19 protein-coding genes are annotated in these 25,175 nt (G+C 65.1%); all 19 read right to left on the bottom strand.

Annotated elements, in window-relative coordinates; translation table 11 throughout:
* Positions 1–30: 30 nt before the first annotated feature.
* The 19 genes from DENOEST_RS01550 to nudB all read right to left on the bottom strand — a co-directional run bounded on the left by DENOEST_RS01550 (position 31) and on the right by nudB (position 25,137).
* Positions 31–729: an ABC transporter ATP-binding protein gene (locus tag DENOEST_RS01550; RefSeq protein WP_145771471.1), complete on the bottom strand. Its 699-nt coding sequence runs from the start codon at positions 727–729 to the stop codon at positions 31–33.
* An 89-nt stretch (positions 730–818) separates the two neighbouring features.
* Positions 819–1,586, bottom strand: coding sequence for an ABC transporter ATP-binding protein (locus DENOEST_RS01545; protein WP_145771443.1), 768 nt, complete (start codon positions 1,584–1,586; stop codon positions 819–821).
* Positions 1,583–2,671, bottom strand: a complete 1,089-nt coding sequence (locus tag DENOEST_RS01540; protein ID WP_145771442.1) for an ABC transporter permease subunit — start codon at positions 2,669–2,671, stop codon at positions 1,583–1,585. The genes DENOEST_RS01545 and DENOEST_RS01540 overlap by 4 nt, the downstream gene beginning before the upstream one ends.
* A 121-nt stretch (positions 2,672–2,792) precedes the next feature.
* Positions 2,793–3,716, bottom strand: a complete 924-nt coding sequence (locus DENOEST_RS01535) for a branched-chain amino acid ABC transporter permease (RefSeq protein WP_145771441.1) — start codon at positions 3,714–3,716, stop codon at positions 2,793–2,795.
* A gap of 40 nt (positions 3,717–3,756) precedes the next feature.
* The gene (locus DENOEST_RS01530; protein ID WP_145771440.1) at positions 3,757–4,917 is read right to left on the bottom strand and encodes a branched-chain amino acid ABC transporter substrate-binding protein; all 1,161 of its coding nucleotides are present in this window, start codon (positions 4,915–4,917) and stop codon (positions 3,757–3,759) included.
* 115 nt (positions 4,918–5,032) lie between these two features.
* A complete protein-coding gene (locus tag DENOEST_RS01525; protein ID WP_145771439.1) occupies positions 5,033–5,428 on the bottom strand; it encodes a hypothetical protein in 396 nt (131 codons plus the stop codon).
* 162 nt (positions 5,429–5,590) lie between these two features.
* A complete protein-coding gene (locus DENOEST_RS01520) occupies positions 5,591–5,908 on the bottom strand; it encodes a c-type cytochrome (RefSeq protein WP_145771438.1) in 318 nt (105 codons plus the stop codon).
* 88 nt (positions 5,909–5,996) lie between these two features.
* Complete coding sequence (locus DENOEST_RS01515) at positions 5,997–7,988, bottom strand: thioredoxin domain-containing protein (protein ID WP_145771437.1); 1,992 nt, start codon at positions 7,986–7,988, stop codon at positions 5,997–5,999.
* A gap of 74 nt (positions 7,989–8,062) precedes the next feature.
* Complete coding sequence (locus DENOEST_RS01510) at positions 8,063–10,864, bottom strand: two-partner secretion domain-containing protein (protein WP_183148187.1); 2,802 nt, start codon at positions 10,862–10,864, stop codon at positions 8,063–8,065.
* Between the two features lie 13 nt (positions 10,865–10,877).
* Positions 10,878–12,506, bottom strand: a complete 1,629-nt coding sequence (locus tag DENOEST_RS01505; protein ID WP_145771435.1) for a ShlB/FhaC/HecB family hemolysin secretion/activation protein — start codon at positions 12,504–12,506, stop codon at positions 10,878–10,880.
* A 59-nt stretch (positions 12,507–12,565) separates the two neighbouring features.
* Positions 12,566–15,196 (bottom strand): EAL domain-containing protein, encoded by a 2,631-nt coding sequence (locus DENOEST_RS01500; RefSeq protein WP_232096411.1) that lies wholly within the window; start codon positions 15,194–15,196, stop codon positions 12,566–12,568.
* A 46-nt stretch (positions 15,197–15,242) separates the two neighbouring features.
* A complete protein-coding gene (locus DENOEST_RS01495; protein ID WP_145771433.1) occupies positions 15,243–17,468 on the bottom strand; it encodes a patatin-like phospholipase family protein in 2,226 nt (741 codons plus the stop codon).
* Between the two features lie 16 nt (positions 17,469–17,484).
* A complete protein-coding gene (gene ilvD / locus DENOEST_RS01490; protein ID WP_145771432.1) occupies positions 17,485–19,335 on the bottom strand; it encodes a dihydroxy-acid dehydratase in 1,851 nt (616 codons plus the stop codon).
* Between the two features lie 98 nt (positions 19,336–19,433).
* A complete protein-coding gene (gene lnt / locus DENOEST_RS01485) occupies positions 19,434–20,915 on the bottom strand; it encodes an apolipoprotein N-acyltransferase (RefSeq protein WP_145771431.1) in 1,482 nt (493 codons plus the stop codon).
* On the bottom strand, positions 20,912–21,769 hold the full coding sequence (locus tag DENOEST_RS01480; protein WP_145771430.1) for an HlyC/CorC family transporter: 858 nt from the start codon (positions 21,767–21,769) through the stop codon (positions 20,912–20,914). Before DENOEST_RS01480 ends, lnt begins: the two co-directional genes overlap by 4 nt.
* A gap of 11 nt (positions 21,770–21,780) precedes the next feature.
* Positions 21,781–22,224, bottom strand: coding sequence for an rRNA maturation RNase YbeY (ybeY, locus tag DENOEST_RS01475; RefSeq protein WP_145771429.1), 444 nt, complete (start codon positions 22,222–22,224; stop codon positions 21,781–21,783).
* A complete protein-coding gene (locus tag DENOEST_RS01470; RefSeq protein WP_145771428.1) occupies positions 22,224–23,177 on the bottom strand; it encodes a PhoH family protein in 954 nt (317 codons plus the stop codon). Before DENOEST_RS01470 ends, ybeY begins: the two co-directional genes overlap by 1 nt.
* Positions 23,174–24,517 carry a tRNA (N6-isopentenyl adenosine(37)-C2)-methylthiotransferase MiaB gene (gene miaB / locus DENOEST_RS01465; RefSeq protein WP_145771427.1) on the bottom strand — a complete coding sequence of 448 codons (1,344 nt, stop codon included), beginning with the start codon at positions 24,515–24,517 and terminating at the stop codon, positions 23,174–23,176. The genes DENOEST_RS01470 and miaB overlap by 4 nt, the downstream gene beginning before the upstream one ends.
* Positions 24,518–24,654: 137 nt before the next feature.
* Positions 24,655–25,137, bottom strand: a complete 483-nt coding sequence (nudB, locus tag DENOEST_RS01460) for a dihydroneopterin triphosphate diphosphatase (protein WP_145771426.1) — start codon at positions 25,135–25,137, stop codon at positions 24,655–24,657.
* Positions 25,138–25,175 lie beyond the last annotated feature (38 nt).

The following is a 25,175-nucleotide window of genomic DNA, read 5'->3' as shown; positions in this document are numbered from 1 at the left end:
CTTTTCTCACAGCTCGTCGAAGGTGCTTGCTCATTCCCCCAGATAGGCCGCCCGCACCCTCGGATCAGCGGACAGTTCGGTGGCCGGGCCGGCCAGGGTGATGCAGCCGCTTTCCATCACGTAGCCGCGCTGACAGACTTGCAGCGCCAGGCGGGCGTTCTGCTCCACCAGCAGCACGGTGACACCCTGGGCGGCGACACTGCGGATCACTTCGAAGACCTTCTGCACCATCAGGGGCGCCAGGCCCATGGAGGGCTCATCCAGCAACAGCAGGTGGGGTCGTCCCATCAGGGCGCGGCCGATGGCCAGCATCTGCTGTTCACCGCCGGAGAGGGTGCCGGCCAGTTGGCCCTGTCGCTCCTTCAGGCGCGGCAACAGTTCGTAGATGCGTTCCAGGTCGATGTCGATCCCATTGTCCCGACGATGATAGGCGCCCATGACCAGATTCTCGGCCACGGAGAGGCGGGCGAAGACACCGCGTCCCTCGGGCACCAGGGCCAGACCCCGGGAAATCAGCTCATGGGAAGGCAGGCCGTCGATGCGTTCCCCCTGATAGCGAATCTCGCCTCCAGCGGGCAGCAGCCGGGCCAGGGCCTTCAGGGTGGAGGTCTTGCCGGCGCCGTTGGCGCCGATCAGGCAGACCATCTCCCCGGCCGCGACATCGAAGGAAACGCCCTTCACCGCCGCAATACCGCCGTAACGGACTGACAAATCCGTTACGGCAAGCAGTGGATGACCATCCCCCCATCCCCCTTCCCGAGGAAGGGGGTGACCAGTCACCTCCCCCGCCTGGCGGGGGAGGTTGGGCGGGGGTGTGCTCATGCCTCCACCCCCAGATAGGCTTCGATCACGCGGGGATTCTTGCGCACGACTTCCGGCACGTCCTCGGCGATCTTCTCGCCGTAGTCCAGCACCGCCACCCGGTCGCACAGTCCCATCACCAGCTTCACGTCGTGTTCGATCAGCAGCACGGTCAGGCCGTCCCGGCGCAGGCCCTCGATCAGGCGGCGCAGTTCTTCTGTCTCGGTGGCATTCATGCCGGCGGCGGGCTCGTCCAGGGCCAGCAGGCGCGGCTCGGTGGCCAGGGCCCGGGCGATCTCCAGACGGCGCTGGTCGCCGTAGGAGAGATGCCGGGCCAGGTCATCGGCCCGATCGGCTATGCCAAAGTAATGCAGCAGCTCCAGAGCCCGGCGGCGAATCGCGGCCTCCTCCTCCCGGGCGGCTCGGCTGCGCAGCACGGCCCCCAGCACGCCGCTGCGACTGCGGCCGTGACGGCCTACCATGACATTTTCCAGGGCGCTCATGTTGCCGAACAGACGGATGTTCTGGAAGGTGCGAGCCAGACCGGCAGCCACCACCGCATGAGGCTGGCCCAGGGGCAGGGGGCTGCCATCGAACAGCACCTGGCCTTGGTCCCGGGCGTAAAGGCCGGTGAGCACGTTGAAAAAGGTGGTCTTGCCGGCACCATTGGGACCGATCAGACCATAGACCTCGCCGGTATGAATGGTGAGCGACACGTCCTTCAGCGCACGCACGCCGCCGAAGTGCTTGGAAACGCCCAATGCTTCAAGCAGGGGAGCCGTCATCGCCGCATCTCCCGACGGTGACGCGGATCGGGCCAGAGGCCGGCGGGGCGGAACAGCATCACCAGCACCAGGGTCAGGCCGAACAACAGCATACGCAGGGCTTCCGGGTCCACCAGCACCTGGCCAAAGAGAAATTTCTGCACCGGGCCGGCGCCATAACGGAAGGCTTCGGGCAGCACCGTCAGCAGCACCGCACCGAAGATCACCCCGGGAATATGGCCCATGCCCCCCAGCACCACCATGCACAGGATCATGATGGAATCGATCAACTGGAAGCTCTCTGGGCTGACGAACTGCTGAAAGCCGGCGAACAGGCCCCCGGCCACGCCGCCGAAGCTGGCGCCCATGGCGAAGGCCAGCAGCTTGACGTTGCGGGTATTGATGCCGCAGGCCTTGGCAGCCACCTCGTCCTCACGGATGGCCACCCAGGCCCGGCCGATGCGGGAATCCTCCAGGCGGATCGAGACCAGGATGATGGCCAGGGCCAGGAGCAGGAAAAGGTAGTAGTAAAGATGCAGGGAGGGGACGGTGATGCCGAGAATCTGCTGGCTACGGTCCAGGGCCAGGGGGCCCAGCCGCACTCCGTCGATCTGGGTCAGGCCCAGAGCGCCGTTGGTCAGATTGACGGGTTGGTAGAGATTGTTGAGGAAGATACGAATGATCTCGCCGAAACCCAGGGTGACGATGGCCAGGTAATCCCCCCGCAGGCGCAGGGTGGGAAAACCCAGCAGGACGCCGAAGGCCCCCGCCAGCAGCGCTCCGGCGGGCAGCACCAGCCAGACCGGGAAATGCAGCCCGCCAGGAAAATGGGCTGCCAGAGCGGGGAAATGCTCGGTCAGATGGGGACTGGAAAGCAGCGCATAGAGATAGGCCCCCACCGCGTAGAAGGCCACGTAACCCAGGTCCAGCAGGCCGGCGAAACCGACCACGATGTTCAGGCCCAGGGCCAGCAGCACGTAGAGCAGGACAAAGTCCAGCACCCGCACCCAGGCCGCCCCGAAGCCGGCCCCCACCAGGAAAGGCAGCAGAGCCAGCAACAGGCCCAGGCCGGCGGTCGAGAAATAGGCTTTTTTGCGCGTGGACATAGCTCAGATATTCTCTTTGTTGCCGCCCGCAGCGGCACATCTGCCGTCACCCCCGCCCTCAGGGCGGGGGTCGGGGGGTGGGAGCGTCAATCCGCCGCCGGCGGAACGTGTCTGAACTCGTTCAGGCACGTTCCGCGACTCTTTCACCCAGCAAGCCCGAGGGACGGAAGATCAGCACCGCCACCAGCACCAGGAAGGCGAAGACATCCCGATAGTTGGAGCCGAACAGGCCGCCGGTGAGGTCACCGATGTAGCCGGCTCCCAGGGCCTCGATCAATCCCAGCAGCAGGCCGCCCACCATGGCGCCGCCCAGGTTGCCGATGCCGCCCAGTACGGCGGCAGTGAAGGCTTTCAGACCCAGGGTGAAGCCCATCTGATAATGGGCCACGGAATAGTTGATGCTGACCAGCACGCCGGCCACTGCCCCCAGGGCCGAGCCGATGACAAAGGTAAGAGAAATCACTTGATCCACATTGACGCCCATCAGCCGGGCCACAGCAGGGTTCTCGGCGGTGGCGCGCATGGCCCGGCCCAGGCGGGTGCGATGGACCAGCCAGAGCAGGCCCGCCATGATCAGGGATGAGACCAGGACGATGGCGATCTGAGTCGGACTGATGCGGGCGCCGAAGAATTCCAGGGGCGTGGTGGGCAGCAGTTCCGGATAGGCGTGATAGCCCCGGCCCCAGATCAACACCGCGCCGTACTGGAGCACGATGGAGACGCCGATGGCGGTGATCAGGGGCGCCAGGCGCGGCGCATTGCGCAGGGGCCGGTAGGCGATCCGCTCCACGGTGGCGCCCAGGGCCATGCAGACCAGCATGGCCACGATCAGACCCAGGGGCAGCAGAGCCACCGCTGGCACCCCGGCGGCGGCCAGGGGCTTGATCACAGCCAGGGTCACCAGGGCGCCCACCATCACCACCTCGCCATGAGCGAAGTTGATCAGGCCCAGGATGCCATAGACCATGGTGTAGCCCAGGGCCACCAGGGCATACACGGCCCCCAGCACCAGGCCGTTCACGATCTGCTGGATCAGGGTTTCCATGGGGTGTGCAGGGCTGGCGGCGGCCGTCAGCGGAGAGGGATTACTTTGCGCCGCCGGGCATCACGACGTCCCGGGTCTCCCACTTTCCATTCTTCACCACGTTGATGGTGATGGGGCCGTTCTTCAGATCCCCCTTGTCGTCGAACTCGATGGGCCCGATGACGCCGTTGTAGCGAGTCTTTTTCAGCTCCGGCAGGACCTTGGCAGGCTCGGTGGAGCCGGCCCGTTTCATGGCCTCGGCCAACACGAATACGGCGTCGTAGCCCATGGGCGCAAAGAGTTCCACCTGCTTGTTGTAACGGGCCTGGAACTTCTCCAGGAAGGCCTTGCCGCCGGGCATCTGGTCCTTGGGCAGGCCGGGGATGGAGGCATAACTGCCTTCCGCCGCAGCGCCTGCCACTTCAATGAACTTGGGGGTCTGGATGCCATCGCCGCCGATCAGGGGCACGTCGAGACCCAGGGCCTTCATCTGCTTGGCCATGGGGGCGCCTTGGGAATAGATACCGCCAAAGAACAGGTATTCCGGCTGCTTGCCCTTGATCTTGGTAAGGATGGCGGCGAAGTCGGTGTCCTTGTCGGTGGTGTGCTCATGGGCCACCACCTCGACCCCCGCCGCCTTCACCGCGGCTTCGAAGGTGGAGGCCAGGCCCTGGCCGTAGGCGGTGCTGTCATCGATGATCGCCACTTTCTTCGCCTTCAGGCTGTGGACCAGGAAGCTGGCGGCGGCCGGGCCCTGCTGGTCATCGTTGGCGACGACGCGGAAGGTGGTGGCATAGCCCTGCTGGGTGTAGCGGGGCGCGGTGGACCCGGGAGAAACCTGGGGAATGCCGGCGTCAGCGTAGATCTTCGAGGCCGGGATGGAGGCGCCGGAATTGAAATGGCCCACCACGGCAACGACCTTGGCGTCCACCAGCTTCTGGGCCACGGTGGTGGCCTTGGCCGGATTGGCCTCGTCGTCCTCGGAGAGCAACTCGAACTTCAGCTTGCGGCCATTGATCTCCAGCCCCTGGGCATTGAGGTCATCGATGCCGAGTTGGGTGCCCCGCTGTATGTCCAGACCGATGTCGGACTGGGAGCCGGTCAGGGGTGCGGCCATGCCGATCTTGACGGTGTCGCCGGCGGCGGAGTCCTGCCGGCCGCAGGAGGCCAAGCTGAAGGCAAGGGCCAGGGCGAGGGGAAGGAAGCGGAAAACGGTTGTCATCTGGGCATTCTCTCGGGATCAAAAAACCGGGCCGATTGTTGCCCGTGCCAACGGGTGTGTCAATGCGAAAAAGCAATCAGGTTCCGGCCTTGACAAGGCCGGAACCTGGAATGAATTACATCTCGGCGTTGAAGTCCAGGCGGTTGTTTTCGCTGCTGAGCTTCCAGCCGGCCACCGGCAGAGTAGCCACGTCGGCGGCCAGTCCGGGCAACTGGCAGCTGGCGGTCCACTTGCTGGCATTGTAGTTGACGCGGCAACGCTTCACGTAGGCCACGTCGATACCACAGGATTCGGAAGTAACCCGCAGCCAGACATCGCTGAAATTGGCGCGGGGAATGTTGAGTTCTGCCTGGCCGTCCTTATTCACCTTCACACCAATGGTCAAACCGCGGGGGGCGGAACTGCCGGGGAAGGCATCCACCAGCTTCTCTTTCCACTTGGCGCAGTCTTCCGCCGCCTGGGCGGAACCGAACAGGGCGATGAGGGCGGTCAGGATCAGGGTATTACGCATGCTGTTGCTCCATAAGGGATGCACACATGTTATGGATAAAGAAGAGCCGCCAGCCATGTGCACATCCGTAATTGAAGATCATATGACCCATCCGGCTGCCTGCGGCCCTGACACGACAAGGGCGCGCCCGAGGGCGCGCCCTTGTCGTGGGGGTGAAACGGATTACTTCTGGCTGAGAATCCAGGCCACCAGCTTCTTGGCTTCGGCTTCCTTCACGCCCATGGCCTTGTTGGCGGGCATCGGGGTGGGACCCCAGACGCCGGAGCCGCCTTCCAGAACCTTGGTGGTCAGCTTGCCGGCGGCGGAAGCATCGCCGGCGTACTTCTTGGCGATGTCCTTGAAGGCAGGACCGACCAGTTTCTTGTCGACGGCGTGGCAGGCCATGCAGCCCTTGGAGGAGGCCAGGGCCTGGTCGGCTTGTGCGGCACCGGCGGCCAGCAGGCCGGCGGCGGCGATCAGGGAAACAACAACGGATTTCATAGCGACATATCTCCTAATGGATCAAGCGGGGGAAAAAACCTTGTGAATTCTACTTCAGTTCAAAAAGCTTGCATCATGCCGTCTTGTGTCAAGGCGTTATCAGTTCAGCCAGATCGGCAATCGGTGCCAGGCAGCTAACGCCCTGACAGACCCAGGCGTTGACCCGGGGTGTAACAGGTCGTTGCAGCGCCTCGGGTAAACCGGGCTGGGTGCCGGGTGCCAGGATCAGGGTGTGGGCCTGGAACATGGCCGCCAGGCGCCGCTGCCATTGACGCAGCTCGGCCTCCGGGCCGCCCAGAATGATTATCCGGGGCGGTGTCAGGGCTTCCTCCAGGGCATCGAGAAACGTTGCCATCCCGGCCGGCTGCTGGGCGAACTGGGGCTGGTAAAGATGCAGGATGCGCCGGGCGGACTCCAGGTAACGGTCTTCGCCGCAGAGGTGGCCCAGCCGTTGCAGCGCCCGGGCCGCCACGCCGTTGCCGGAGGGAGTGGCATTGTCGTGGCCCGGCTTGGGGCGGTGGATCAGGGTCTCGTGGTCGTGGGCGGTGAAGAACAGGCCGCCGGCTTCCCGATCCTCGAAGCGCTCCAGCAGGGCGTCCGCCAGTTGCCGGGCGAAGTCGAGATCGTCGCTGCGGAAATCCGCCTGGAACATTTCCAGCAGGGCCTCCAGCAAAAAGGCATGGTCGTCCAGATAGGCGCCCAGGGGCGGCAAACCCGGTCTGAGGGTCGCCAGCAGATGGTCTCCCTGCCACAGCCTTTGTCGAATGAACTCCAGGGCGCGGCGGGCCGAGGCCAGCCAGTCCGAGCGATCGAAGACCCGGGCAGCTCGGACCAGGCCACGGATCATCAGGGCGTTCCAGCCGGTCAGGATCTTGTCGTCAAGACCGGGGGGCACCCGTTCGCCGCGCGCCGTCAGCAGAATCCTGGTGGCGGCGGCAAGGGCTTCTTCCTCGCCGGGCGCCAGGGGCTCGGCTACTTTCAGGTGCCAATGGCGATTCTCGAAATTGGGCGGTTGATCCAGCCCCCAGTGGGCTGCCGCCACCCGCCACTGCCCATCATCCAGCAGGGCGCGGACCTCCTCCCGCTGCCAGACGTAGAACTTGCCTTCCTCCCCTTCCGAGTCCGCGTCCAGGGCCGCGTAATAGCCGCCATCTGGAGATTGCATCTCGGTCATCACCCAGCGGGCGATGCCCTCGGCCGCCCGCGCGAACAGGGGATCGCCACTGGCGGCCCAGGCATCCGCGTACAACCCCAGCAGCAGGCCGTTGTCGTAGAGCATTTTTTCAAAGTGGGGAATCTCCCAGCGCTCATCCACGCTGTAGCGGAAAAAGCCACCGCCCAGTTGATCGTACAGCCCGCCCCGGGCCATCCGACCCAGGGTCAGCAGGGCCGCCGCGCCAGCCTCGCCGTCGCCGTGGGCGACATGCCGATCCAGCAGCAGGGCCAGGTCCGGCGCATGAGGAAACTTCGGAGCGCCTCCAAAGCCGCCGTCGCGGGAGTCGTGAATGTTCAGCAGGTGATTCCTCAGCCAGGCAATGGGCACGTCGACCAGGTTCGCCACCGCTCCGGCGCTGGGCAGAGTGTTCTCCAGGGCCTCCCGCAGGGCGGCGTTCTGCTGGCGGATTTCCGGGTCCCGCTGGCGATAGGTGGCGGCGATGTTCTCGCACAGCTCGGGCAGTCCGGGCCGGCCGTAGCGTCGCTGCTTGGGAAAATAGGTGCCGCCATAAAAAGGCTGCCCCTCCGGGGTGAGGAACATGGTCAGGGGCCAGCCGCCACTCTGGCCGGTGAGTATCTGCTGGGCGAGCTGGTAGATCTGATCCAGGTCCGGCCGCTCCTCCCGGTCCACCTTGATGTTGATGAACAGCCGGTTCATCAACGCCGCCACTTCCGGGTCCTCGAAACACTCGTGGGCCATCACGTGGCACCAGTGACAGGCGGAGTAGCCGATGGACAACAAAATGGGCTTGTCCTCGGCCCGGGCCTGGGCCAGGGCGGCAGCGTCCCAGGGTTGCCAGTGCACCGGGTTGTCGGCGTGCTGGCGCAGGTAGGGGGATGTCTCGGCGGCGAGTCGGTTGGCCATGGCGGGCGGGCAGAATGATTGGCCGACTAATTTAGTCGGGAACTCACCCTGCCCGCAAGCAGGACATTGCCGCATCAGCGATAGCGGCGACGCTCCAGCAGATAGTCGCCACCCAACTGATGGCCGGCGGAGAGGGAGGCGCCGTACTGTGGCACCTGGGGAAACTCCCGGCTGACCTCGTTCTTCACGTTTTCATAGAGACCGGCCCCGGGATTCCACTTGGTGATCTTTTCCAGAGCCTTCATGAAATGCCAGGCAAAGATCGAGTGGCCACCCTTGCCCTCGTCCGACACGGGCTCCTCGCCGCCGGAAGTCAGCACCACCACCGAACGGCGATCGAGGATGGTATTGGGATCCCGGGAAGTCAGGGCAGTACTGACCTTCTGCTCCCGGGTCAGGGCACCGGAAAAGCAACTGTCGGACACCAGCATCACCTGCTTGGCCGGAATGCTGGCCAGATACTTGGCGATGTCCTGGTTGGAAATCCAGTTGTCCGGGCGGGTAGCCTCAGCGTCCACCGGCAGCCAGTAGCCGGCCTGGCTCTTTTCCGACAGGTAGCCGTGGCCGGCATAGTAGAGCGTGACACTGTCATTGGGCCCCACTTCGCTGGTGAGTTGGTTGAGGGCGCGGACAATATCGCCCTTGGTGGCGTCGCGCAAAACCCGAACCTCATAGCCCAGACGCTCCGTCAGGACCTTGCCCACCGCCTCGGCATCCTGACCGGCGGACTCCAGGACAGGGATGGCCTTGTCACGATAATTGTCGTTGCCCACCAGCACGGCGATTTTTCGCGAAATGCGGGGCAGATGGGATTCGGTGGGCTTGTTGCGAGGCGTCGTGACCATGGCTGCCTGGGTTCGGGCCGCAGCCATGCAGATTTCGCCGCCCCCCGCGCCACAGGGAGGAATGTCGGCGGCCTGGGGATTGATCTCGAGGCTGGACAGGGCACTCTTGAGAACTTCCGCCTTGAGCGCATGGCGTTCGGCCACCAGTGCCCTGGCCATGCCAGGGCTGAGGGCTGCGATATTGATGCGGCCGAATCCGGGACCACCTTCCGGTCGTCCCTTGCCCTGATTGGCCGCCCCTGCCGGCCGCAGCTTGCTCGGGTCCGGCTTGCTCGGGTCCGGCTTGCTCGGGTCCGGCTTGCTCGGGTCCGGCTTGCCCGGTTCACCAGGTTGTCCAGCTTCCCCCGGCTTTCCTGGCTGGTTCTGTTGGTTGTTAGGCCGATTGGGTTGATTGGGTTGATTGGGTTGGTTAGCCTGGTTGGGTTGTGCTGGCCCAGGCTGTTGCTGCCCGGGCTGTCCGACAGGTTGCTGGGCCACCGACCCGGGTTGCACGGGTTGGCCCGGCACCGGGTTCTGCTCAGTCAGGGGGATCGGGAGGGGTTGTCCAGGCTGGGCAGGCTGCACCACCGGGGACGGGTTGGTCGCAACGCCCGGCTGGGGAGCCGGGGCCGGATTGGCACCGGAGATCAGCGGGGGCTGGCCTCCCGTGCTGTCCAGCCGGACCAAATTCATGGAATCGGGACGAGTTTGCTGAATGTCGGCGCCACCGCCAGAGGGCATCTGCCCCGGCATGGGGCCGCCACTTCCTGGCGGTCTGGGCATGCCGATCTGGGTACCCCCGGGTTGCTGGGGCAATCCGGAAAGAGTGCCACCCATATTGGGTCCGGGCATGCCACCTATGGTCATTCCAGACGGGGGCGGGGGCATACCGGTAATGGAAAGTCCGCCGGGCTGTTGCACAGGCAGGCCACCGGGCGGCGGCATCATGGGCAGGGTGTTCTGCCCCGGCAGCATGCCCGCAGGCATCGGGTTGATGGGAGGCGGTGGCAGGGTAGCCTGCACCACGCCATTGACCACATTATTGACGGGCTGGACACCGGCATTGGGGAAAGGTCCCGGGCCGGCATACTTGAGATTCGGGCTGTTCAGTTCCACCTTGGGGCCTTCGATGCGGCCCCCATCCACCACCAGATTCATGGTGGCCTGGGCCTTCACCCCTTCGCTACCCAGCAGTCCGCTGCGCAGGTTGATGGTTTCCCCCTGCAGGCCCACCTTGCGGCCCTCGATGCGCCCGCCCGGCGCCAGTTCCACCTGGCGAATGGCGCTCAGGATTACCGTGCCATCGGCGGCGGTGTCCACGGTATTGGCATTCACCAGCCCTTCCACCCGCACCAGGGCACCATAGAGTCGGCTGCTGCCGCCATGGCTGAATATCTGCCCCAGGTTGAGAACCTGCTGGGTAGCCGCGCTGATGGTGACGCTCAGATTTGGGGTGCCCAGTTCGGCCAAGGTGACACTATGGCCGGCAGCCAGCACCACCTGGCCATTGGGCGCCTGGATCAGGCCGGAATTGGTGACCGAGTCGCCGATCAGCAGCACGGCGCCGCCTTCCATGACATTGATGCTGCCATCGTTGCCTACCGCTCCTCCCGGACCACTGAAATTCCAGCGGCCAGCCAGGAAGTCCGCGTCCGCCAGGGGAAGGGCCGAGACCATCAGGCCCGCCACATTGATCTGGGCATCCTTGCCAATAACCACGCCAGCTGGGTTGAGCACAAAAACCCGGCCGTTGGATTGCAGTGCCCCCAGGATCTGGCTGGGGTTCTGGCCCATCACCCGGTTCAGCACCGCGCTGGCGGCACTGGGCTGATCGAAGCGGGTAACCTCGCCGGCATTGATGGAAAAACCTTGCCAGTTGATGATCGTGGCCGGAGTGACGGTCCGGACCGACAGGGTATTGCCTCCGTTCTGGAAACTGGCCTGGCCACTGATCACAGTGGGCAGGGTGGGATTGGCCAGGACCGGCAGCGGTGCCAGGGCCAGGGCCAGGACGGCGGCAAGGTAGCGAGGAGAAGATGGATATGAGCTCATGGTCCGGCGATCCTCAGAAGGTGCCATTGAGGCTGAAATGGACATGCTGGGCTCCCTGTGCTCGGCCGGAGGTGGTTTCCATCACATGACCCAGGTCGGAGACGATGGACCAGTTTTTCCCAAGGCTGGCGCGCAGGCCGATGCCGACGCTGGTGAGCCGGGTGCCGGCCGTCTCGCCAGTTTCCGTTGCCAGTCGACGGTTGCGGAACAGGGTGCCGCTGTCCAGGAAGAGCAGGCCCCGTAGCGAGGCATTGCTCACGTTCAGCCAGTTGGACAGGTCAGGCGTGTAGAACTCCAGATTCATGGAGTAGCCCCGGTCATTGCTGGCAGCCCGTTCGGCATACCCCCTTACGCTCTGGGCGCCGCCCACGCCGAATTGTTCCGCCATCACCAGGGCATCCCGTGTGTCCTGCAACTGCCCGCCCAGACGCAGCATCCATTGACTCATCAGTGGCCACTGAGCGGAAGCACCGGCCCTCAATACGCTGAAATGGGGGTTGGAAAGTGCCCGGGCGGTGATGAAATCCTCCCGGCCACCCCGGCCGCCACCAGGCAGATTGCGGCTCCAACTGAGGTTCCACTGGGCTTGCATGGCCGGCTGGACCAGGCCGCCGCTGTAGCCGACGGTGACCGGGTGCAGGGCAATGCTGGCCCCTGCTTCCCCGCAGCCGGCAGCACCAAAAACGCCCAGAGCGCATTCGTTGCGGAAATCCTTGATGTCCAGGCCCAGGCTCAGCTTGTGTTCCCATTCCGGCAGGCTTTCCAGGCGCCGGGTCAGCTTGATGCCGAAGATGGCGCCTTCCCCGGCGAAGAACAGGGAACCCACCACGGTGGGCGTCACCCCCGCCTTGACATTGGAATAGGCCATCATCAGGTCCAGACTGCTGGCCTGGGCCGGCAGGGGAATGCGGTAACCGGCACTGAGTACCTGAACGTCCTTCAGGCGCTCCGGCGCAGTGACGTACTGGAAGCTGAACACATGCTGGCGCTGGGCCACGTTGGCATGCTGGTAGCCCAGGCCCAGGCGCCAGAAACCTGTCTGGCGGGTGCCCGTATTGTCCAGCGTGGCGAGATAGCGTTCGATCTTCTCGTCACTGACGTCCACCCGGGCCTTGATCTCCCCCAGAGCACCGCCAGGCTGGAGATTGACCGCCAGGCGGCGGCCGGGATTCTCGTTGGCCTGGCGAATATCCCGGTCCAGTTGCCGCACCTGGGGACTGGTACCCTCCTTCAGGCTGGGCAGGGAAGTGCGAATCTGCTCGCTGCTGTACTCCTTGTTACCGTTAACCTGGATTTCCTTGAAACGGCCCTCGATGACCCTCAACTGCACCACGCCATCATCCAGCTTCTGCTCCGGCAGGGCCACCTGCACCACCGGATAGCCGGCCTCTCGATAGAGGGTTTGCAGAGCTTCCGCCGCCCCATACAGATCGCTCAACTGGCGCGCCCCGCCACCAAAGGGCGCCACGACACTGGCGATGGCGTCGGAGGGCAGGAGGCTGTTGCCCTCCACTTGAAAGCGCTCCACCCGGAAAGTCCGGGGCTTGTCGACCTCGTCAGCCCGGGCCGCAATGGCAAACAGGGCGGTGAAGGTAAGCAGCAGCGCCGAAATACGGCATATAGGTCGGATGGATTGGTGCATGGGCCTGGCCTTGCGATGAGTCGAGACCGTAAGCCTACTACGACCCTGGAATTTTTAGGTCATCCGCAGCGGGAAGAGGTTCTGTTCTCCAGCATGCTCTCGAATTCGGCCACCGGCAGCGGACGACTGAAAAGAAAACCCTGAAACACCGTGCAGCCATGGCGCACCAGAAACTCCTGCTGGGCCTCGGTCTCGACACCTTCGGCGATGACGTCAAGGCCCAGGTTGTGAGCCATGCCGATGATGGTCTGAACAATGACGGCATCGCCCTCGTCGGTGGCGATGTCCCGCACGAAGGAGCGGTCGATCTTGAGCTGGTCCAGAGGCAGGCGCTTGAGATAGGAGAGAGAGGAATAGCCAGTGCCGAAATCATCCATGGAGCAGCGCACCCCCATGGCCTTGAGGGCATGCATTTTCTCGATGGTGCCTGTCACGTCGTCCAGTACCAGGCTTTCGGTCAGCTCGATCTTGAGCAGGGCCGGATTGGTGCCCATGCGCTGGAGTATCTCGCTCACCTGGGGCACGAAGTCCGCCTGGCGGAATTGCCGGGCACTGACATTGACCGAGAGCTTCAGTCCCCGGGCGACCGGCATCTTCTCCCATTGGTTGAGCTGGGCACAGGCGGTCTCCAGTACCCAGCCGCCGATGGGAATGATCAGGCCACTCTCCTCCGCCAGGGAAATGAACTGCATCGGCGAGACCATGCCCCGGGTCGGATGTTGCCAGCGCAGCAGGGCTTCGGCACCCACCACCTGCCCCATCGCATTGACCTGGGCCTGGTAGTGCAGCAGCAACTGTCCCTCGGGCAAGGCCCGGCGCAGAGCGGCTTCGAGCAGCGTCCGGGCTTCCAAGCTGGCCTGGAGGCCCGGATCGAAAAAACGCATGGTGTTGCGGCCCGCGGTCTTCGCCCGGTACATGGCGGCGTCGGCCCGTTTGAGCAATTCGTCCGCCGTATGGCCCTGGCCAGAGAACAGGGTGATGCCAAGGCTGGCGGTGGAGTGCTGCTCGTGCTGCTCGATCCAGTAGGGCAGTCGGGTCAGGGCCAGGATTTTTTCGCCGACGGTCTCGGCCTGGAGGGCAGCCTCTTCCGCGTCGGCACTCAAACTTTCCAGCATCACGACGAACTCGTCGCCCCCCAGGCGAGCGACGAAATCCTCGGTGCGTACGCAGGACTGAAGTCGCTGGGCCGCCTCCAGCAGCAGCAAGTCGCCGGCCCGATGGCCTCGTGTGTCGTTGAGGGTCTTGAAGTCATCCAGATCGATGAACAGTAGTGCCCCATGGCCACCGCGTCGCATGCTGGCCGCCAGGGCCTGACGCAGACGCTCGTGGAGCTGGTTGCGGTTGGGCAACTGGGTCAGGGAATCGAAAAAGGCCAGGCGCTCGATGTCTGCCTCGGCCTGCTTGCGCTCGGTGATGTCCCGAGAAAGGACGATGTAGCGCCCGCGCTCTCCAGGGGCGCTTTTCTTCCGCGCCACCGACAGCTCGAACCAGGCATCACCGCCCGCCAGGGGCAGCAACAACTGGGCGCCATGGGAGGTGCCCGTCTCCCCCGCCTCGCGCAAGGCATCGAGTACCACCTGGGCAGCCGGCCCGGGCAGCATCTCACTGACGGTACGGCCCAGCAACTGCTCCGCCGGCGCTGCCAGCAGTCCCGGATCCCGTGCACGATAGTCCAGGTAGCGACCTTCCCCATCCAGTTCGAACAGCAGGTCGGGAATCGCTTCCAGGGTGGCTTCCAGGTGGTCGCGGGTCTGTTCCGTCTGGGACTTGGCCTCTCCCAGGGAGGCCAGAGCGCAGGTCAGTTCCTGGGTCTTGACCGCGACCCGGCGTCGCAATTGCCAGTTCCAGAGCACCAGGATCAGGGCCAGCAGACCCGTCACGGTTAGGAATACCGTCGCATAGCGGGTGAATGCCTGCCGGCTGTGACTGCTGAGGGCGGCCCCCAGCCATTTGTCCTCCACGGCCTTGCGCTCCGCCGTTGAAATCCGGGCAAAGCCCTCTTCCACCAGTTGCAGCATCCCCCCGTTACCCTTGCGCACGGCGCGATGAAAAGCCCCCGAGTAGAGCGGGTTGGAGTAACGAAACTCCTTTTCCAGACCGAAGCGGTAGAGCAGATAGAGGGCCGGCGGCTTGTCGATGCACATGACCCGCACTTCATGGCCGGCGGCAGCACGGATCAGGGTGTCGTAATTGGGAAAGCGTCTGAAATTGACGATGCCGTATTCCAGCAGGCGGTCAATGCAGGCATCCCCGTCCTTGACGCCGATGGTGAAGCCTTTCAGGGAATCGGGACCCACAATGCCGCTGATGCTGTGATGGAAAAAGATCGGCACCTCGATGGTGGCGTAGGGCGAGGAAAAGTCGTAGAACTGCCGACGCTGCTCGTTCTCGAACATGGTGTCGATGACATCAGCCCTTCCCGCCCGCATCACCTGCTGGGCCTTGGCCCAATCCATGGCCTGGATCCGCACCTTGATCCGGCTGCGGGTTTCCCACAGTGCCCACAAGTCCGGCAGGATGCCCTGAAGACGGCCCTCCTCGTCGCGGAAGGCATAGGGCGGGTAATTGTCGTCCATCACCACCCGGATCGACGCGGACGGCGGCGACTCCTCGGCCCATCCCGGCCGCGGCATGAACAGCGCCAGCATCGTGGCGATCCCGGCGATCAGGCGCATCAGTGGCTGCCTCATGTCGAACCGGGCTCCCTGTGCATGGTGCCTTCCCGTAGCATGGCGATCAGGGCCGGCCAAGGAACAGGTAGAGCGCGAAGTGCCCTCCCTGGGCCAGGCCCAGTCCAATATAGGCCGGCCCCAGAGGCGTGTCGGCGGCCGCGAAGACGCTGGCGGCATGGCGCAGACCAGCCCAGCGCATCTGGTGGCGCTCGGCCCAGGCATTGCCCAGTTCCAGGGATGCTCCCAGGTAGGCGGCGCGGCCAAAGGGGGTGATTTCCGCCACGCGCCGCCGATAGACGGCCTTGCCCAGGGCCAGGTAGTTGCCCTCGATCTGGTCGGTCCGATAGCCGGAAAGACGCTGGAATCCCCCCAGGCGGAAATCGGCGTAACCGATGCGACTGCGGTCCAGGAAGCCGGCGAATTCGGCGCCGAACTGCCAGGTGTTGCGGCCTTCGCTGGTCACGGCCAGGCCGTTGAGTTGCCAGCGGGTGTAGTTGTCGTAGGCTACCAGGGCCTGGCGGGCGCTGAAAAAGTCTCCCGCCAGGCGCCAGCCGGTACGGGGCAGGGCGGCATTGTCCAGTTGATCCAGCACCACGCTGCCGGTCAGTCCCCGTTCGCCGAAATCCACATGGCTGGGAATCAGGCTGCCGATGGACTGGTCGGCAACGAAGCGGCCAACGGCATAGCCCAGGCGGGCCTCGCCATAGGGACCGAAGGGCATGCCCAGATCCACCCCGGCCCGGTTGAACCCCCCCTGCCACTGGGCGACCCGGTGCTCTCCCTGGAAAACATCCAGGGTACGTCGCTCCACTTCAACTTTCGGCGCCACGAAGAATCGCCCACCCTGCCCCAGAGGTTGCAGGAATTCGCTCCTCACGCCCCGGGTGCGGCCGAATTGGAGCCGGTTGCGCCATTCGCCGCCCCACGGGTTGACCCAGGTCAGACGATGGCCCAGGAGCAGATCGAAGCTGGCATCACCGGCAAAATCCGTGGAGGCGGAAAGGCCCAGGCGGAAGAAATGGGGTCCCCAGGTTTTTTCCTCGACACCGAATACCGCTCCCAGTTTTTCGCCTTCCTGTTCCAGGCGATAGTCCACCCGCTCGAAATCACCCCGCCCCATCAGGCTGGCCGCGTCCCGCTCCAGCCGGCCGGGGTCGGCCGGATCGCCGCTGCGGGTACTGGTCTGGGCCAGCAGGGTGTCGGAATTGCTGTGCCGGGCACCTTCTACGCGAACGAAGGCCAGCTTCCCCTCCAGGGCGCGGGGGAAATTGCGTCGGACCAGATGGTCCCGCCAGCCGGCATCGTCCAGCGCCAGAGTCGCCAGCTTCTGGCGTACCTCCGCACTGCTGGCTGAGGCGTAGCCTGCGGCGATACCTTTCTGCGCGGTGGAAAAGTCGAGGAAGCTCATGCTGTTGAGTTCCGGCGCGATCAGCACATCCCGTTCGGTCAGGTGCGCCAACTGGTTGCGCACATTCTGCTCGGTGAGGATGTTGATCATCTGGTGGGTGACGCCCACCAGGCTGGAAAGGGATTCCCGGGGGGCCAGGGGGGTGCCGATGTTCACCGCCACTACCACATCAGCCCCCATGGACAGGGCCACGTCCACCGGCAGGTTCATCACCAGGCCGCCGTCTCCCAGCAGGCGCCCGTCCACCTCGATGGGGGCGAAGGCCCCCGGTACCGACATACTGGCGCGCAAAGCCCGGGCCAGGTCGCCCCGCTCGAACACCACCTTCCCGCCTCTCACCAGGTCGGTGGCGACGGCCCGGAATGGAATTGGCAGCTGGGAGAAATCCTGCGCTGCCGAGACCCGGGCCGTCAGGTCCGACAGCAGCCGCTCGAAACCCACGCCTCCCACCGCGCCCCGGGGCAGGCGGAAACCGTCCTTGCCATAGCCCACTTCAAAGGACCAGGGGAAATCGAAATCCTCTTCCTTGCGCTGCTGGGAGAGTTCCTGCCGGGGCGGACGGTCGTCGAACAACGGCCCCCAGTCCAGCCCCCCGACAATCCGTTCCAGATCCGCAGCGCTGTAGCCGGCGCCGTAGAGGCCGCCGATGACTGCCCCCATGCTGGTGCCGGCAATGCAATGAATGGGAATGCGCTGCTCCTCCAGGGCCTTGAGCACGCCGATGTGGGCGATGCCCCGGGCGCCGCCGCCGGAGAGGACCAGGCAGATACGAGATCCGGCTGGGGGCGGCACCACGTCCGCGCCCCGGCCCGACAGCGCCGCGCCGATCAGCCAGACCGCGGCAAGGAGCCGCAGCAAGGGGGCGACGGGGCGGGAGCGCATGCCGGGGGCGACCGGATCAGCGCTTCAGCAGACTGATGTCTCTTACGGCGCCGGTATCGGCCGAGGTGGCCATGGCGGCGTAGGCCTGGAGAGCCGCCGAAACCGGGCGCTGGCGGTTCACCGGTTGCCAGGCCTTTTCGCCCAGGGCTTCCATGGCGGTGCGGCGCCGGACCAGTTCGGCCTCTGCCACGGCCAGATGGATGCGCCGGCCAGGGATGTCGATCTCGATGGTATCGCCCTCCTCCACCAGGCCGATGGCGCCGCCCTCGGCGGCCTCTGGCGAGGCATGGCCGATGGACAGACCCGAGGTACCGCCGGAGAAACGGCCATCGGTGAGCAGAGCACATTCCTTACCCATGCCCTTGGACTTCAGATAGCTGGTGGGATAGAGCATCTCCTGCATGCCCGGGCCGCCCTTCGGTCCCTCGTAGCGGATCACCACCACGTCGCCGGCCACCACCTGGTCGGCGAGAATGGCCTCCACCGCATCGTCCTGGCTCTCGAAGACCCGGGCACGGCCGCTGAACTTGAGGATGGAATCATCCACGCCCGCCGTCTTGACGATGCAGCCCCGCTCGGCGATGTTGCCGTAGAGCACCGCCAGACCACCATCCTGGGAGTAGGCGTGGGCCTGGTCGCGGATGCAGCCGGCGCTGCGGTCCAGGTCCAGACTGGGATAGCGCCGGTCCTGGGAGAAGGCGGTCTGGGTGGGCACGCCGCCCGGTGCGGCACGGTAGAAGTCGTGCACCGGCTGCTGGGCATTCTGCTGCACATCGCAGCAGGCCAGGGCCTCGCCCATGGAGGGATAGAGCACGGTGGGACAGTCCCGGTGGATCAGCCCGGCCCGGTCCAGTTCCCCCAGGATGCCCATGATGCCGCCAGCGCGATGAACGTCCTCCATGTGGTACTTCTGGGTGGCGGGGGCCACCTTGGCCAGGCAGGGCACCTTGCGGGAGAGCCGGTCGATGTCCTTCATGGTGAAGTCCACTCCGGCTTCCCGGGCCGCTGCCAGCAGGTGCAGCACGGTGTTGGTGGAGCCCCCCATGGAAATGTCCAGGGTCATGGCGTTCTCGAAGGCCTGGAAGCTGGCGATGGCGCGGGGCAGCACCGAGGCGTCGTCCTGTTCGTACCAGCGTTTGCACAGCTCGACGATCAGGCGGCCCGCCTTGAGGAACAACAGCTTGCGGTCGGCGTGGGTGGCCAGCAGGGAACCGTTGCCGGGCAGGGACAGGCCCAGGGCCTCGGTCAGGCAGTTCATGGAATTGGCGGTGAACATGCCGGAGCAGGACCCGCAGGTGGGGCAGGCGGAGCGCTCCATGTCGTTCACTTCGGCATCCGTGTTGTGGCTGTCGGCGGCCTCGATCATGGCGTCGATCAGGTCCACCTTGCGGTACTGGCCGTGCCACTTCACCTTGCCGGCTTCCATGGGGCCGCCGGAGACGAACACGGCGGGGATGTTGAGGCGCATGGCGGCCATCAGCATGCCCGGAGTGATCTTGTCGCAGTTGGAAATGCAGACCAGGGCGTCGGCGCAATGGGCGTTGGCCATGTATTCCACTGAATCGGCGATCAGGTCCCGGGAAGGCAGGCTGTAGAGCATGCCGCCGTGGCCCATGGCGATACCGTCGTCGATGGCGATGGTGTTGAATTCCTTGGCAATGCCGCCGGCCGCCTCGATCTCCCGTGCCACCAGTTGGCCCAGGTCCTTCAGATGCACGTGGCCCGGCACGAACTGGGTGAAGGAATTGACCACGGCGATGATGGGCTTGCCGAAGTCCCCATCCTTCATGCCGGTAGCGCGCCACAGGGCGCGGGCGCCGGCCATGTTGCGGCCGTGGGTGGAGGTGCGGGAACGGTATTGGGGCATGAAAGTCTCCGGGGTGCGGGCGTTGCGGAAGCGCAAATTTTATCAGTGCTACCGGATGGACCGTTTCCCGGCAGGCAAATTCACTTGCCGGGAGGCTCTCACGGGCTTTTCGGCTTGCGGCTCCGCCGCCCCAGCCGCCAGGCCGGCCAGCAAGCCAGCAACGCCAGGCCGAGGGCGGCCTTGTTGCCATGGCGCACGTAGGGGGTGATGCCGGCATGGCCCTGGACCGACACCCTCAGGGCATCGCTGCGGAAAGCGGGCAAGGCCTGGGTCACCCGGCCATCGGGGGCCACGGCGGCAGTCATGCCGGTGTTGGTGGCGCGCAGCATCGGACGGGCGGTCTCCAGGGCCCGCAGACGGGCGATCTGCAAATGCTGGGGCTGGGCCAGGGAATCGCCGAACCAGGCGGTATTGGACAGGTTGATCAGCAGCGTGGCCTCGGGCAGGGCCTTGAGGATTTCCTCGCCGAACAGATCCTCGTAGCAGATGTTGGGCGCCACTTTCTGGCCGGCGATGGACAGGGGCGGCTGCCGTTCCGGACCGGCGCTGAAGTCGGAGAGGGGAATCCGCACCAGTTGGAAAAACCAGGCGAAGCCCGGTGGCACATATTCGCCAAAGGGCACCAGATGGCGCTTGGCATAGGTCTGGATGCCACGGTCCGGCCCCAGGGCCACGGCCCCATTCACATAGCCCCCGTCGGCCTGACGCAAAGCTGCGCCCAATAACAGCTCGCCCTGTCCTGCCAGGGCTCGCAGATAGTCGGCGGGAATCTGATCGAAGAACAGCGGGATGGCGGTCTCCGGCAACACGGTGAGTTGAGCGGGATGGCCGATGGCCAGATCCCCGTAACGTTTCAGGGAAAGAGGCAACTGCTCCGGATTCCATTTGAGGCTCTGGGGCACGTTGCCCTGGAGCAGGGCCACCTCCAGGGGCGAGCCCACCGGATGGCTCCAGGACACCAGGCGCAGCAGGCTGCCGCCAACGAGAAAGGCGAGGAGTATGAGCAAGACCGGGCGGGGTGAAATCGAGATATCCCGCCGGCCGAACCAGGCAGCAAGCAGGGCCGCCATCAGGGCCAGGATGCCGCCGATGCCATAGACCCCGAGGATGGGCGCGAAGCCCGCCAGGGGGCTGGGCGGCGTCTGGGAATAGCCCAGGGCAAGCCAGGGGAAGCCGGTGAATATCCAGCCCCGCAGCCATTCGCCGAGCGCCCACAGGCCCGCCAGCAACAGGGCATCGGGCAGGGGCCGGTTGCTCCGCAGCCGGAAGTACCCATAACCAACCAGGGCTGGAAACAGGGCCAGCACCGCGCAAAAGGCCAGGGTGGCCACGGCCGCCAGGGGCGCCGCCATGCCGCCCACATCATGAAGGCTGACATAGACCCAGGACACGCCGGTGAGGAAGCAACCCAGGCCCCAGGCCAGGCCCAGCAGCGCAGCCTGGCGACCGGAGCCTGCCTGGCGCCACAGGACGAAGAGGCCCGCCAGGGTCAAGAGCGGCAGGGGAAACCATTCCAGAGGGGCGAAGCCCGCTACGGTGATAGCGCCCAGGAGGGCGGCGAACAGTGTCCGGCCCTTCACGCTGAGGGATCGCCTGGCGCATCCAGGATCAGGTCCCGCTGGGCGTCCACCAGCAGGGTGTACACCCGCCGGCTGTCGACCCGCAGGGCCTGAAACTTGATGCCGTCGAGCAGGACCGTTTCGCTGCGCTTGGGCAGACGTCCCAGGTGCTGGATGATCAGGCCGCCGACGGTGTCGCAGTCGGCGTCGGAGAAAGTGGTACCGAAGGCCTGGTTGAAATCGGCGATCTCGGTGATGGCCTTGACCCGGTAGCGGCCGGCATTGTCCAGCACGATGTTGTCGGCGGTCTCATCGAAGTCGTATTCGTCCTCGATGTCGCCGACGATCTGTTCCAGCACGTCCTCGATGGTGACCAGGCCGGCCACGCCGCCATACTCATCGACGACGATGGCCATGTGATTGTGATTGACGCGGAATTCCCGCAGCAGCACGTTGAGGCGCTTGGACTCGGGAATGAACACCGCCGGACGCAGGGTCTGGCGCAGGTCGAATTCCCGGCCGGCGAAATAGCGCAGCAGGTCCTTGGCCAACAGGATGCCCACCACATCGTCCTTGTTGGCGCCGATGGCGGGAAAACGGGAGTGGGTGGCCTCGATCACGAAGGAGGCGATGTTCTCGGTGGAATCGTTGATATCCACCACGTCCATCTGGGAGCGGGGCACCATGATGTCGCGCACGGTAGTTTCGGAAACCGCCAAGGCGCCCTCCATCATGGACAGGGCATCGGCATCGACCAGGCTGCGTTCGAAGGCGCGGTGGAGCGTTTCTAGGAGTTGCTCGCGGTCTTCCGGCTCCCGCAGCAGCAGGGCCGAAAGCCGCTCGATAAATCGTGGGCGGCTACTGGAAGGGTCCATGACAAAAGAGTTCAAACATAGGGATCGGGGTAGCCCAGTCGGGCAAGAATCTCGCGTTCGCGCTGCTCCATCCGTTGCGCTTGCGCGTCATCGCCCTCGTGGTCATAACCCTGCAAATGCAGCATACCATGCACGATCAGGTGGGCGCAGTGGGCCTCGACGGGCTTGCCCTGAGCCGCGGCCTCCTTCAGCACCACAGGCAGGCAGAGCACCAGATCACCCAGGGTGAGCGGCTCGCTCTCATAGACAAAGGACAGCACATTGGTGGCGTAGTCCTTGCCGCGATAGTCACGATTGAGGCTCTGGCCTTCTTCGGCATCGACGAAACGCACGGTCACCTCGGCCGCGCCCTCGCAGGCGGCCTTGACCCAGCGGCGTATCCGGGGGCGGGTCGGCAATGCTTCGCCGACGCAGGCATATTGCACGGCGAGGGAAAGCGCGGGGCCCTTGCCCATCACCCCTCGTTCCTCACACTCTTCTCGTAGGCGGCGACGATGCGCGCCACCAGGGGATGGCGCACCACGTCGGAGGCGTCGAAGTCGGTGAAGGCCAGACCCCGCACGTCCTTGAGGATGCGGCGGGCTTCCACCAGGCCGGACTTGTGGCCCCGGGGCAGGTCCACCTGGGTCACGTCGCCGGTGATCACCGCCTTGGCGCCGATGCCGATGCGGGTAAGGAACATCTTCATCTGCTCCGGCGTGGTGTTCTGGGCCTCGTCGAGAATGATGAAGGCATGATTCAGGGTGCGCCCCCGCATGTAGGCCAGGGGAGCGATCTCGATGTGGCCCTTCTCGAACAGCCGCCCCACCTTGTCGAAGCCCATCAGGTCGTAGAGGGCGTCATAGAGGGGGCGCAGATAGGGGTCCACCTTCTGGGCCAGATCGCCGGGAAGAAAGCCCAGCCGCTCCCCCGCTTCCACGGCGGGACGGGTCAGCACGATGCGCTGCACCAGGTCCCGTTCGAAGGCATCCACCGCGCAGGCCACCGCCAGATAGGTCTTGCCGGTGCCGGCGGGGCCGATGCCGAAGGTGATGTCGTGTTCCTGGATCTGGCGCAGGTAATCCACCTGATGGGGGGTACGGCCGTGAAGGTCGGTGCGACGGGTGATCAGGCCCGCCGGAGGCAGGGGCGGACGGCCCCGGTTGGCGATCTCCACCAGACCCAACTGGATTTCCTCGATACCGATGGGCTCAGCGCAGAGTTCGTAGAAATGCTCCAGGGCATGGGCCGCCAGCCGGGCCTGGACCGGATCGCCGGCAATGCGGAAGTGTTCGCCGCGACGACTGATGGTGACGTCGAAGGCGGCTTCGATCTGGCGCAGGTTCTCGTCCAGGGGGCCGCAGAGATTGGCCAGCCGGGCGTTGTCCGTGGGCTGAAGCAGCACCTGCACCGCCTTGGCGGCGCTCATGATTCCCGGGTCCGCAGTTCGCCCCGCAAACTGTGGGGCAGTGCCCCAGTGATGGTCAGATCGATGAACTGGCCGATCAGGCGCGGATGGCCGGGAAAATTCACCACCCGGTTGTTGTCGGTGCGGGCCGCCAGTTCGTTGGCATCCTTCTTGGCATGACCTTCCACCAGTACCCGCTGCACAGTGCCGACCATGGATTTGGATATTTCCAGCGCCATGGCTTCGATGCGCTGTTGCAGGCGAATCAGACGCCGGGTCTTTTCGGCTTCGGGTGTCTCGTCGGCCATTTCCGCCGCCGGTGTGCCGGGACGGGGGCTGTAGATGAAAAAGAAACTGCTGTCGAAACCCACGTCCTCGATCAGCTTCATGGTTTTCTCGAAGTCCTCCTCCGTCTCGCCGGGGAAGCCGATGATGAAGTCCGATGAGAGGGAAATGTCGGGCCGGGCGGCCCTGAGCTTCCTGATGACGGACTTGTACTCCAGGGCCGTGTAGCCCCGCTTCATGGCGGCAAGGATGCGGTCGGAACCGGACTGCACCGGCAGATGCAGATGAGACACCAGCTTGGGCACCCGGGCGTAGACGTCGATCAGGCGCTGGCTCATTTCCCTGGGATGGGAGGTGGTGTAGCGGATGCGCTCGATACCCGGCATCTCGGCGATGGTCTCGATCAGGAAGGCCAGGTCGGCGGTCTCGTCGCCATCCTCCTCGTCCATGGCACCCCGGTAGGCATTCACGTTCTGTCCCAGCAGGGTCACTTCCTTAACGCCCTGACCGGTCAGGTTGGCCACCTCGGCCAGGATGTCCGCCATGGGACGGGAGACTTCCTCGCCCCGGGTGTAGGGCACGATGCAGAAGGTGCAGAACTTGGAGCAGCCTTCCATGATGGAAACGAAGGCGGACGTGCCCTCCACCCGGGCGGCGGGCAGGTGGTCGAACTTCTCGATCTCGGGGAAGGAAATGTCCACCTGGGACTTGCCGCTCGCGCGCCGGGCGGCGATCAACTGGGGCAGGCGGTGCAGGGTCTGGGGACCGAACACCAGGTCCACATAGGGCGCCCGGGCGACGATGGCCGCCCCTTCCTGGCTGGCCACGCAACCACCGACGCCGATCACCAGATCCGGCTTCTGCTGCTTCAGGTGACGCACCCGGCCCAGGTCGTGGAACACCTTCTCCTGGGCCTTCTCCCGCACCGAGCAGGTGTTGAACAGGATGATGTCGGCTTCCTCGGGATTGTCGGTACGGATCGTGCCTTCGCCAGCCGCGAGCACGTCCAGCATCTTGTCGGAATCGTATTCGTTCATCTGGCACCCGAAGGTACGGATGAACACTTTCTTGGTCATGGGCGTCTGGAAAACTTGGGGGTGGAGGAAATTATACGGCGCGGGCTTAACGTGAAAAAGCTGTGCCGGAGCCGAGTGTGACCATCGAGCGCAGTGAGCCGATGAGTAGCCCCGCCCCGGGGCGGGGATGGGCGGCGTTACTTTGGCGCATTAGCATCCCTGGGGGGGGGTTGGCAACCATGCGCATTAGAGGCGAGGAAGGGCAGCATCAGGATCGCGTCCCGGTTGCTCCAGGAAAAACAGGCATCCGCGGCTTCCCGCCAGGGCAGCCAGCGCTGGGCCAGGTGCTCGCTGGGGGCCATCACCACCGGGACGGCGGCAGGCACACAGAGGCTGAATACGTGTTCCTCGTTGTGGCTGACGCCGGGAGCGTAACGATGGCGCCACTGGGGGAAGATTTCGTAACGGTTGCGGATGCGCCAGTCCAGCAGCGCTCCCTCAACAATTCCGGTTTCCTCGACCACCTCCCGGCGGGCGGTGGCCAGCAGGGCTTCGCCCTCCTCTTGGCTGCCGGTGACGGATTGCCAGAAACCCGGATGGCCGGCCCGTTCCAGCAGCAGCACTTGCAGGTCCGGGGTGTGGATCACCACCAGCACCGAGACCGGACGCTTGAAACTCACTGGAGAACCCTCCCCCCAGCCCCCTCCCCGCGGGAGGG

Origin of the sequence: Denitratisoma oestradiolicum (assembly GCF_902813185.1) — a bacterium.
Classification (GTDB): domain Bacteria; phylum Pseudomonadota; class Gammaproteobacteria; order Burkholderiales; family Rhodocyclaceae; genus Denitratisoma; species Denitratisoma oestradiolicum.
Note: the sequence above shows the minus strand (reverse complement) of the source record. Positions and strands in the feature narration are given on the sequence as shown.